The sequence below is a fragment of the Actinoplanes sp. NPDC026619 genome, from assembly GCF_040638295.1.
In the GTDB taxonomy this organism is placed as follows: Bacteria; Actinomycetota; Actinomycetes; order Mycobacteriales; family Micromonosporaceae; genus Actinoplanes.
The window spans coordinates 219,816-231,348 of the sequence record NZ_JBEZYA010000012.1 but is presented as its reverse complement, the minus strand read 5'-3'; the positions used below and the strand labels follow the sequence as shown (position 1 = coordinate 231,348).

General features: G+C 69.0%; 5 protein-coding genes. 3 read left to right on the top strand and 2 right to left on the bottom strand.

Going from position 1 to position 11,533, the window contains the following annotated elements:
* The first annotated feature begins 288 nt into the window (after positions 1 to 288).
* Together AB0E90_RS26030 and AB0E90_RS26025 are read left to right on the top strand one after the other, a co-directional pair.
* A complete protein-coding gene (locus tag AB0E90_RS26030; RefSeq protein ID WP_360410751.1) occupies positions 289 to 1,836 on the top strand; it encodes a M1 family metallopeptidase in 1,548 nt (515 codons plus the stop codon).
* 77 nt (positions 1,837 to 1,913) lie between these two features.
* The gene (locus tag AB0E90_RS26025) at positions 1,914 to 3,827 is read left to right on the top strand and encodes a KUP/HAK/KT family potassium transporter (protein WP_360410748.1); all 1,914 of its coding nucleotides are present in this window, start codon (positions 1,914 to 1,916) and stop codon (positions 3,825 to 3,827) included.
* A 9-nt stretch (positions 3,828 to 3,836) separates the two neighbouring features.
* Here AB0E90_RS26025 and AB0E90_RS26020 read toward each other — a convergent pair whose 3' ends face one another.
* Together AB0E90_RS26020 and AB0E90_RS26015 are read right to left on the bottom strand one after the other, a co-directional pair.
* A complete protein-coding gene (locus AB0E90_RS26020) occupies positions 3,837 to 4,448 on the bottom strand; it encodes a dihydrofolate reductase family protein (protein WP_360410745.1) in 612 nt (203 codons plus the stop codon).
* Between the two features lie 119 nt (positions 4,449 to 4,567).
* Positions 4,568 to 7,840 (bottom strand): S8 family serine peptidase, encoded by a 3,273-nt coding sequence (locus AB0E90_RS26015; protein WP_360410742.1) that lies wholly within the window; start codon positions 7,838 to 7,840, stop codon positions 4,568 to 4,570.
* Between the two features lie 203 nt (positions 7,841 to 8,043).
* Here AB0E90_RS26015 and AB0E90_RS26010 point away from each other — a divergent pair, with 203 nt between their 5' ends.
* A complete protein-coding gene (locus tag AB0E90_RS26010) occupies positions 8,044 to 11,505 on the top strand; it encodes a LamG-like jellyroll fold domain-containing protein (protein ID WP_360410739.1) in 3,462 nt (1,153 codons plus the stop codon).
* Positions 11,506 to 11,533: the final 28 nt, after the last annotated feature.

The window sequence follows — 11,533 nt, the reverse complement described above, 5'->3', positions numbered from 1 at the left end:
CGGACCAAGCAGCAAAAGTTCCGGTTAAGTTCCGATTCGAATCCACCCGGTCCCCGCGCAGGAGCGGAGCCGGCGCGGCATTCTCCATCGACGCGATAGGCAAAAGTACCGACGAAGGTCCTGGCTCGGCACTCCTTACCGGGGGAGTCTGATGGGCAGACCAGGGGCGGTGCTTCGCTGAACCAGAGGGGGAGGCTCAGCGGAGGGGGGCACCGCCCCGCCTTATCTTTCGGGTCAGCCCGAAAAGCGGTACTAATTGATCTAGATATATTGTTACGCTCGGCCGCCATGAGCACTGAATTGGGTAACGTCCCAACACGCCTGGTGGCGTTAGGGTCGGCGACGATCCTGAGTGTCACCGGTGTCGTGGTGATCGCAGTCGGCCCCGCGTCCGCCTCGGGGCACCGTCCGACTCCCGGCGCCGCCGGGCTCGGCGACCGGTTGTACCCGCTGCTCGGCAACGGGGGCTACGACGTACAAAATTATGACCTCAGCCTGACGTATCCGAAGAAGGATCCGGCGCAGCAGGTCCTCGGCGACGTGACGATCACGGCCGTCGCCACGCAGTACCTTTCCCGGTTCGACCTCGACTTCGGCGGCGACGGCGTCGGCCAGGTCTGGGTCAACGGGAAGCCGGCCTCGTTCGCCCGCTCCGGCGACGAGCTGATCATCACGCCGAAGAAGGCGCTGCCGTCGCACCGCAAGTTCACCGTCCGGGTGGCCGGCTTCACCGCCACGCCGATCGCTCCCGACGCCGACTCGCCGGCCGGCTTCGTGCGCACGCCCGACGGCACCATCGTGGCCGGGCAGCCGGACGAGACGCACAACCTCTACCCGAGCAACGACCACCCGCGTGACAAGGCCACCTACACGATCCGGATCACCAACCCGGTGGGCTGGACCGGCACGGCCAACGGGGTGCAGGTCAGCAGCCGGCAGAAGAACGGCAACGTCGTCTCGGTCTATCGGGAGAACCACCCGATGGCCAGCGAGCTGATCCAGGTCGCGGTCGGCGACTTCCTCGTCTACAACCGCGGCAAGGCCGACGGGGTCCCGGTGCGCGACGTGGTGCCGCGCCGCCTCGCCGACGAGTTGCTGCCCAAGGCGGCCGACGAGACCAACGAGATCAAGTTCATGCAGGGCAAGGTCGGGCGCTACCCGTTCGAGAACTACGGCACCCTGGTCATCGACGGCGAGCTCGGCTTCGCCCTGGAGACCCAGACGCTGTCGCTGTTCGACACGTGGTGGTACAGCCAGCCGTCGTACTACCTCGACCCGGTCGCCGCCCATGAGCTCGCCCACCAGTGGTTCGGCGACAGCGTCGCGCCGTGGGAGTGGAGCGACGTCTGGCAGAACGAGGGCCACGCCACCTGGTACGAGTACGAGTACGCGCTGGCCACCGGCAACCTGGAGAAGTACACCGGGCACACAAGTCTGGATGACCTGTACAAGAGCGTCTACGCGCGCGGCGACCAGCTGCGTGCCAAGTACGGTCCGTCGGCGCGGCCGCTGAAGGCCGACTCGATCTGGGACGTCTTCAACCCGAACGTGTACGACGGCGGAGCGATCGTGCTCTACGCCCTCCAGCAGAAGGTCGGCGACGCGAAGTTCCGGCAGATCGAGCGCAGCTGGGTCAGCAAGTACAAGGACCGGTCCGCCTCGACCGGCGACTTCATCCGGCTCGCCTCGCAGGTCTCCGGCCAGAACCTGACGTCGTTCCTGACCGACTGGCTCTACAGCACGAAGACCCCGCCGATGCCGGGCCACCCCGACTGGACCGTCACCCCGGTCCCGGCGGCCTCGACGCTGGCCGCTCCCGCCCAGCACCACCGGTAACACCTGCGTTTTCCGGTCCGACCGACCTCTCGGCCCGTAATGTCCGTTCCGACGGCATTACGGGCTGAGGAGGGGTCGTGGGGCATCCCGGTCCGAACGACACCGTGCGACTCGCGGTGGTCATCGGCGCTCTCGGCGTCGTGTTCGGTGACATCGGGACCAGCCCGCTCTACACCCTGCAGACCGTCTTCGACCCCGACGACCCGCATCCGGTCCCGGTCAGCACCGCCAACGTGTACGGCGTCGTCTCCCTGATCTTCTGGTCCGTGATGATCGTCGTGACGGTCACCTACATCCTGCTGGCCATGCGCGCCGACAACGACGGCGAGGGCGGGGTGATGGCGCTGATCACGCTGATCCGGCGCTCCGGCACCGAGTACGGCGGTAAGCGGGCCACGTGGCTGGCGGCGCTCGGCATCTTCGGCGCCGCCCTGTTCTTCGGCGACAGCATGATCACGCCGGCCATCTCGGTGCTGTCCGCCGTCGAGGGCATCAAGATCGTCGAGCCGTCGCTGGCCGAGGCCGTCGTGCCGATCACCGCCGTGATCATCCTGGTCCTGTTTCTCACCCAGCGGCGGGGGACCGCGACGATCGGCAAGGTCTTCGGACCCGTCATGATCCTCTGGTTCGCGACGATCGGGATCCTCGGCATCGGCGGCATCACCATGCATCCCGGGATCCTGGCGGCGCTGTCACCGACGTACGCCATCAGTTTTTTGTTCGGGCATTTCGGCATCGCCTTTTTCGCTCTCGCCGCGGTGGTGCTCTCGGTGACCGGCGCCGAGGCGATCTACGCCGACATGGGGCACTTCGGCCGCCGGGCGATCAGCCGCGGCTGGCTGTTCCTCGTGCTTCCCGCCTGCGTGCTCAGCTACCTCGGACAGGGCGCGTCGATCATCGACGACCCGGCCCGGATCAGCGGGCCGTTCTTCCTGCTCGCGCCGGACTGGCTGCGGCTGCCGCTGGTGCTGCTCGCCGCCGCGGCCACGGTCATCGCCTCGCAGGCGGTGATCACCGGCGCCTACTCGGTGACCTCGCAGGCCGCCCAGCTCGGCTACCTGCCGCGGCTGCGGGTCACGCACACCTCCGAGTCGGAGATCGGGCAGATCTATGTCCCGTGGATCAACTGGCTGCTGCTGGTCTCGGTGCTCACCCTGGTCTTCGCGTTCCGCAGCTCGGCCGCGCTCGCCTACGCCTACGGCATGGCGGTGACCGCCACGATCACCATCACCACGCTGCTCTTCTTCTACATCGCGCAGTGGCGCTGGCCGCGGATCCCCGGCTGGGTGATCGGCGGCGGGGCCGGCCTGCTGGTGGCGTTCGACCTGCTGTTCGTGGCCGCGAACCTGACCAAGCTGCTGCACGGCGCGTGGCTGACGCTGCTGATCGGGCTCACCGCCTTCACCGTGATGACCACGTGGCAGAAGGGCCGCGCGATCATCACGGCCGAGCGCAAGCAGCGGGAGGGGTCACTGCCGGAGTTCATCGAGCAGCTGCGCGAGAACTCCGGCGACATCGCCCGGGTGACCGGGACAGCGGTGTTCCTGAACCGGGGCATGCAGACGGCTCCGCTGGCCCTGCGCGCCAACGTCGAGCACAACCACGTCCGGCACAACCACATCCTGATCATCTCGATCGAGACCCAGGTCGTGCCGCGGGTGCCCGCGGCCGAGCGGGTGGAGATCGACGACCTGGGTTACACCGACGACGGCATCACGTTCGTGACGATGCGCTTCGGTTACGCCGACACCCAGGACGTGCCGGCCACCCTGCGCCTGCTCGATCCGGCGAAGACCGAGGGCCACCTGGACCTGGAGAACGTCTCCTACTTCCTCTCCAAGATCTCCCTGCGCCGCGGCGCCGCGCCGACGATGGCCCTGTGGCGCAAGCGCCTGTTCATCGCGACGTCCTACATCACCGCCGACGCGGCCGAGCACTTCGCCCTGCCCCGCGACCACACCGTCATCATGGGTTCCCACATCGAGGTGTAGGCGGCGTGATCAGATGCCTTCGTTGCCTGGGGTCAGGTCCTTGACCTCGTCGTAGCCGGCCTTGGCCGGGGACTCCGACGGGGCGTAGATCACGCGGATCACGCCGGTCGGGAAGGCCTCGGTCGAGATGACCTTCAGGTGGTACGGGGTGTCGCCGTCGTCGAACAGCCGGCGGCCCTTGCGGGCGGCCACCGGGTGCACCAGCAGGCGCAGTTCGTCGATCAGGCCGGCTGCGAGCAGCTGCTGCACCACCGAGATCGAGCCGGGGATGAGCAGGTCGTTGTCGGCCTTGAGCCCGCGCACGGCCTCGACCAGATCGCCGGTGAGCAGCTCGGAGTTGCGCCAGGTGAACTGCAGCGGCTGGCGGGACACGACCACCTTGCGCACGTCGCCGAGCTGCTTGGCGAACGTGGCGTCGTCGCCGCCGGCTGCCTCGCGGCCGGGCCACGCGCCGGCGAAGCTGTCGTAGGTCTCGCGGCCGATGAGCAGCACGTTGGCGGTGTCGTAGTCCTCGCCGACGGAGCGGCCCATGTTGTCGTCGAAGTACGGGAAGTGCCAGTCGGGGTCGATCTCGGCCACGCCGTCGGCCGAGATGAACAACGTGGAGATGACCTTCGCCATGGCGGTGAGTCCTTCGCAGTCGGTGGTGTCGGCCAAGTAGACCGCCGCCGGGGCCGGAACTCATCGCATGGGGCGGAAAAACGCCGGGCCGGGCCGCGAACGGCCCAGCCCGGCGGGTGTCAGCGGACGGCGTACGCCCGGATGACGGTTTGGGTCACCGCGTTGCCCTTGCTGTCGGTGGCCGAGACGCGCAGCGAGGCGAAGCCGCTGCTGCGCGGGTGGTTGACGGTCGCGACCCGGTGGTCGCCGTCGCCGCGCACCGATGCGTGCTGCCAGGTCTTGCCGTCGTCGTAGGAGACGTCGACCTTGACCGATCGGGCGGTGCCGGCGGTGGAACCCGGCTGGTGCTCGACGGTCACCGGGATCTCGAACCGGCGACCGGCGGCCGCCGCGTTGTTGCTGTCCAGCTTGGGGCTGAACCGGACGGTCGACAGCGGCAGCCGCTGGTAGCCCTCCTCCGGGGCGTGCCCGGACTTGAACGTCCAGGCCGCGCTGACCGAGGTGGAGAGCAGGTGCGGAGCGCCGCGGGTGGCCGCGACCTCCAGGCGGTACGTCGCGGACGCGGCGGGCAGGTCGAACTCGTTGCCGTCGCCCAGCTTCGTGTCGCCCTTGAACAGCGCCGCCGTCTGGGTGTCCGTCGTGGAGAAGCCGGGGTGGCCGGCGCCGTCGCCGAACAGTGCCGGGTACGCGTACAGGTGGTCGCCCTGCCGGACCACCCAGTCGCCCTCCCAGAGCGGCTGGGTCACGTTCGGGCCGAACACCGCGGTGTTCCACGCCTGGTGGTAGGTGTGGCCGGCCCGGAACGGGGTGCGTGCGCTGAGCTGCTCGCTGATCAGCTCCGGGTAGTCGTCGCCGACCGCCGGGACCTGCTGCATGAAGTCGCCCGACCACTGCGCATCGGTGTTGAGGTATTCGGTGCGGTGGAACGGCAGGCTGAACGGCAGGATGACGGACCAGCCGCCGCTGTTCTCCGAGTACTGCGCGAAGTTGCCCTTGGCGCCCTCGGCCCCGGTCGCCGCCACCGCGTAATCGGACTTGATCGTGGCGAGGTCACGCAGCTTCGGCTTCTTGGTCAGCCCGCTGAACATCTTGCCGGGCTGGAAGTAGGCCAGATCGGTGGTCCACGGGCTGTTCCGGAACGTGCCGTCCGCGCCCGGGTCGGCGAACGACCCGTTCACGCTGGCCAGGAAGATGTCCGAGGTGGCCGGGGTGGCCGGGCCGGCGGACAGCGACGCGAGCGTCAGGCCGAGCGCGGTCGCCCCGATGCCGAATTCCGGCGTGGTCCAGTCCGCGCTGACCGCGGCCAGGGTGGTGCCCGCGTTCGCCTGCGGCGGGGTGACGTTCAGCGGCTTGGCGTTGCGGCCGTCGAACGTGACCGTCTGGTCCTTGGCGACGACCAGCTCGGAGATCGTGAGCATGGCGGTCGTCTCGGCCTCGGCGTTGTTGATCCAGGCGAACGCGCCGTAGCGGCCCTTCGGGATGCGGACCGTCTCCGAACCCTGCGCCTGGTAGATGTCGAAGCTCTGGAACGTGTCGAGGTTGAAGAGCCCGGCGTAGTGGTCGAGCGACGGCGTACCGTCCGGATTGGTGGTGTTGACCGTGAGGTTGTAACTCTCCACCTCGCGGTCGACGCCCAGCGGCGTCGAGACCTGCACGCCGCCCGCGGCGGTGGCGGTGAGGTAACCGCCGAGCGCGCCGTCCGGCAGTGAAGTAACGCTCGTGTCGGCGGTGACGGTGGTGCTGGCGGTGCCGCCGGCCGGCACGCTCAGGTGGGTGGTGGCGACCGTGAACGGCGCGCCGGTCAGGGCCAGCGTCAGATCGACGGCGGCGGTGCCCGAGTTGCGGTAGGTGACGGTCTTGGTGACCGGCTGGTCGTCGCCGTGCGGCCAGATCGCCAGGCCGAAGCTGAGGCTGCCCTCGTCGGCGGTGACGGTCTGGGTGATCTCGCGGGCCACGTCGACCCGGCCCGCGCCCTGCTGGAACGCGCCGAAGCCGTCGATCTGCTCGGCCGAGCCCATCAGCGTGTTCTTGCGCAGCTTCGAACCCCAGTCCGGGTGCTCCTGGGTGAGGATCGCGGCCGCGCCGGCCACGTGCGGGGTGGCCATCGAGGTGCCGGACAGCGAGACGTAGCCGTCGACCGGCGCGGGATCGCCGATGAACCCGTGCGCCGCCTTGGCCGCCACGATGTCCACGCCGGGCGCAGTGATGTCCGGCTTGACGGCGTGATCACCGGTCCGCGGGCCGGTGCTGGAGAAGTCGGCGAGCTGGTCCTCGCGGTCGACCGCGCCGACCGCGAGCGCGGCGTCGGCGGTGGACGGCGAACCGGCCGAGTTCGGCCCGGCGTTGCCGGACGCGATCACGAACAGCGTGTTGAACTGCGCGGTCAGGTCGTTGACGGCCTGCTCGAGCGGGTCGATGTCGGGGGTGTCGCCACCGCCGAGGCTCATGTTGACCACCGGCGCGTGCTCGGCCGCCCAGGCCATGCCGGCCAGGATCGCCGAGTCGTCGCAGTACTCCGTCTCGCAGACCTTGCCGATCAGCAGCTTGGCGCCGGGGGCGACGCCCTGGTAGCGGCCGTTCGACGCGGCGCCGGAGCCGGCGATGATCGACGCGACGTGGGTGCCGTGCCCGACCTCGTCGTCGGCCGTCGGCATGGTGGTGAAGTTCTCCACCCCGGCGATCTTGCCGGCCAGGTCGGGGTGGGTGGCGTCGATGCCGGTGTCGAGAATGGCCACCGTGACGCCGGTGCCGTCGAAACCGGCCTGCCACGCGGTCGGCGCGCCGATCTGCGGCACGCTGTGGTCGAGGCTGATCTTGCGCTGGCCGTCCAGCCAGACCCGCTGCACGCCGGGCTTCAAGGAGCGGGCGTTCGCCGGGCCGCTGGTCAGGGACGACCAGAGTGAGGTGCGGTCGGCTTGGGCAGCGATAACCCCCACCTTGGAGATGTCGCGCGTCACCCGCGCTCCGGCGGCGGTGAGCGCGCTGCGTGCGCCACTTGCGCTGTTCTTCGGGTACGAGATGAGCAGTCGCAGATCACCGCCGCCCTGCGCGGCGAGTGCGGTGACGTCGAACAGCCGCTTGTCGAGCCGTCCCGCGCGCAGGAGCGCGAGCGCGTCGGACGGAATTACGTAGCGGTGCTCGCGGGTGGTCTGTGTGTCTCGGGTGGTCTGGGTCAGGAAACGAATCTTGCTGCGGCCCGGTCCGGGCTGGACGGACGCGCCCTTGCCGTGCGTGGTGATCCGGTCGCCGGTGATCAGCGTGACCGAGGTGGACTTCTCTGTTGCGATCGGAGTTCCGGTGGTCGTGGACGGTGCGGCTGCCGCCGGCGCCTGCAGGGCCCCGATTATCAGGGCCGAGGTGAGCAGTACGGCTGGCAGTCTTCGTCGACGCATCTGGGTGCCTCCCCGTGCCGGGCCCGTCCCGGCTCCGGGATAGACACTGGCAAATGGACGCAACCTTCGCTGCCCGGATTTGAGAAAACGTTTTCCTGAAGCCATTGACGAGCGTGACTGGCCCTCCGTAACGTGACCGAAATCCCGGGGTGACATCGCGATCGATGAGGTGGATCTCGTTGCGAAAAGGTTTTCTCTGTTTCTTGGCCGTCACTCTTGCGTGGGCGGTCGCACCGGCCGGCCCCGCTGCGGCTGCGGCCGCCGTGCCCGCGCCGGTGGCCGCCTACACGTTCGACTCCGATGACCTCGCCACCGGCGTGATCGCCGACTCCTCGGGCAACGGTCTGGACGCGACGCTCGTCAACGGCTCGACCGCCGCCCTCGTGGACGGCGCCCTGCAACTGCCGGGCGGCGCCTCGACCTCGAACGGCGCGTACGTCACGCTGCCCAAGGGGATCCTCGAGGGCCGCACCGATCTGACCGTGTCGATCCGGGTCAAGTGGGACGGCGTCGCCGCGCCCTGGCAGTGGATCTACGCGCTCGGCAAGGACACGACCAGCCGGATCTTCACCACGCCCTACAGCGGCGACGGCCGGCTGCTCACCGCGGTTGCCGCGAACGTCGGCGGGGCGGCCGCGGAGGTGTACGGCTATGCCGCGCTGCCCGCGAACGTCTTCAAGACCATCACGTTCACCCTGGACACGTCGGCCGGCCGGCTCACGACCTACCTCGACGGCGCGGAGGTCTCCTCGGCCGCGACCACGGTGACCGCGGGCGGCCTCATCGACGCCACCACGACGTCGTCCGGCTTCATCGGCAAGTCCTTCTACGCCGATCCGCTCTTCGACGGCGCGATCGACGACTTCCGGGTCTGGGGGAGTGCTCTGACTTCCGAGCAGGTCGCTTCTGGTCTTACCCCGCCGACGGTGACCGGTTTGTCGGAAACGGCCTTCTCGGTGGGAACGACGATCGGCACCGCCCCTCAGTTGCCGGCCGCCGTCCGCGGCACGTTCTCGGACGGATACGACCGCGACGTGCCGATTGCCTGGGCCGCCGTGGACCCCTCCGCCTACGCCCAGCGCGGCACCTTCACCGTCGCCGGCGTGGCGGCGGGCAGATCGGTCACCGCCACGGTCACGGTCATCCGCGAAGGCGAGATGACGATCGACCTCGGCCAGTCCACCGGCAAGTTCCACGGTGGGGCGTCCGGCTCGCTCTACGGCCTCTACGGCGACGGCGTGCCGACCAACAACCTGATCGAGGGCATGAACCTGCGGACCGTCTCGACCAAGGCCCAGGACGGGCCGCAACACCCGGGCGCGGACGCCCTCGAGGTGGTCAAGCCGCTCGCCGACAGCACCGGCGGCGACGTCTACATCTACATGACCGACATCCACCGCGGCTTCCCCTACCAGTGGCCGGGGAGCACGCCGGCGGAGAAGCTCGCCACCTATGAGCAGAAGATCGCGACGCAGGTCGACCAGGTGCTGACGCTGGACAAGAAATACCAGGACCACATCGTCTTCGTGCCGTTCAACGAGCCCGAGGGCAACATGTTCGGCACGGGGGAGTGGAGCTACGACGGCACCAGCTGGCTCACCGATCCGGCCGACTACTTCGCGGCCTGGGACGAGGTCTACCGGCTGATCAAGGGCAAGATGCCGGCGGCGCGGATCGCCGGACCCAACACCAGCATCCTGTACGACCAGGTCAAAGGCTTCCTGACGCACACTCTCGCAGCCGGCACCCTGCCCGACGTGATCACCTGGCACGAGCTGAGCCACCCCGAGGCGGTGCGGGAGAGCGTCGCGGAGTACCGCCAGTGGGAAGCCGCTCTGCTGCCCGGCAAACACCTGCCGATCAACATCAACGAGTACGCGTTCAACTACCACACCTCGGTGCCCGGTCAGATGATCCAGTGGATCTCGGCGATCGAGGAGTCCAAGGTCGACGCGGACATCGCGTACTGGAACATCGACGGCAACATCTCCGACTCGGCCGTGCAGGCCAACCGGGGGAACGGCCAGTGGTGGCTGTTCAACGCGTACGGCAGCATGACCGGCGACACCGTGGCCGTCACGCCGCCCTATCCCGGCCAGAACTACACGCTGCAAGGCGTCGCCACGCTCGACCAGACCAAGCGGCAGGCGCGGGCGATCATCGGCGGGGCGACCAGCAAGGGCTACATCCAGTTCACGCACGTGCCCGCCGCCTTCGGGAAGCGGGTGCACGCGTCGATCCGGGAGATCCCCTGGACCGGGCAGATCGGTGACTCGGCGCAGCCGCGGGTCATCGCCGAGAAGGAGCTCTCGGTCGCCGGCGGAACGGTCGCCGTCGAGATGCCGCAGCTCACCGAGTCCTCGGCGTACGAAATCGTGTTGTCGCCCTGGAGTTCTGGTTCTTCGGTTTCGCGGTGGCAGGGCTCCTATGAGGCGGAAGCGGCCACCTGGACCGGCAGCGGCTACAGCAAGAACGGGCCGGAAGGTTCGACCGCCGACGTGTCGAAGTTCTACACCTCCGGCGGGTACGACGTCGGCGGCCTGCGCACCGGCAGCGACGGGGTGCTCTCGTTCGACGTCGACGTGCCGGTCACCGGGCGCTACGACCTGTCGGTGTTCGCCAACTCGCTGAACACCTACGAGCTGGTGAAGGAGCAGGGGCCGACCAACGTGTTCCTGCGCGTCGACGGCGCCGCCGAGCAGGAGTTGTTCCTGCCGCTCGGCTACAAGTGGGTGGTCTGGGACCACACCGACACGACCGTGCAGCTGACCGCGGGCAAGCACACGATCGCCCTCGCCGCCAAGAGCCTCGACGGCGTGCGGGCGACCAAGGGCGACGCGATCCTCGACCGGATCACGCTGTCCCAGCCGGGGCCCGCGGTCGCCACCTACGACGCCGCGCTGGCGTCGCTCGTGAAGGCGGCGCCGATCTCCGGTCACGTCGCCGTGGCGCCCGGTGGCAGCGCGACGTTCTGGGTCTACTCGAAGGCCGATGCCGAGGCCACCCTCGACCTGGGTATCGCTGCCGGGGCGGCGGCGATGACGGTCAACGGGGTGCAGGTGGGGACGCTCCGGCGTGGCCGGTCGAAGGTCGGGGTCCCGCTGTCCGGCGGCGTCAACAAGGTCACGGTCAGCGGGGCGGCCCTGATCGACAAGCTCGACGTCACCCCGGGTGGCAACCGGCTGCCGTCGACCACGGTCGAGGCGGAGAACGGGGTGCTCGCGGGCACCGCCACCGTTGCCGCGAAATCCCTGGCCAGTGGGGGCCGGGCGGTCACCGGCATCACCGGCGCCAACACCCTCACGGTCAGCGTCCCGGCGGCGCGGGCCGGGACGTACGCCCTGAAGATCCGCTACTCCAACCCCGAGCAGGCGGAAGCCACCCACTACAACCCGGACCCGCTCGCCCGGCACGCCGACATCGCGATCAACGGCGGCGCGGCCAGGCGGGTGCTGTTCCCGCACAGCTTCCACGACAACAACTTCTGGGAGCTGACCGTCCCGGTGCAGCTGGTCAAGGGCAGCAACACGATCCGCTTCTCCTCGGCGGAACTGCCCAACTTCGACGGCCAGACGTACGCGTCGAACATCTGGCCGGACGTGCTGCTCCGCTCCGCCTACGCGCCGTTGATCGACAGGGTGACGGTCACGCCGTACCGCAAATGAGTTGCCCGCCGTCATCGCCGCGTCCTAC

Bases quoted from the DNA above. Each gene is read 5' to 3' on its own strand.
- AB0E90_RS26030 (WP_360410751.1), top strand. From the start codon at position 289: ATGAGCACTGAATTGGGTAACGTCCCAACACGCCTGGTGGCGTTAGGG.
- AB0E90_RS26020 (WP_360410745.1), bottom strand. From the start codon at position 4,448: ATGGCGAAGGTCATCTCCACGTTGTTCATCTCGGCCGACGGCGTGGCC.
- AB0E90_RS26015 (WP_360410742.1), bottom strand. From the start codon at position 7,840: ATGCGTCGACGAAGACTGCCAGCCGTACTGCTCACCTCGGCCCTGATA.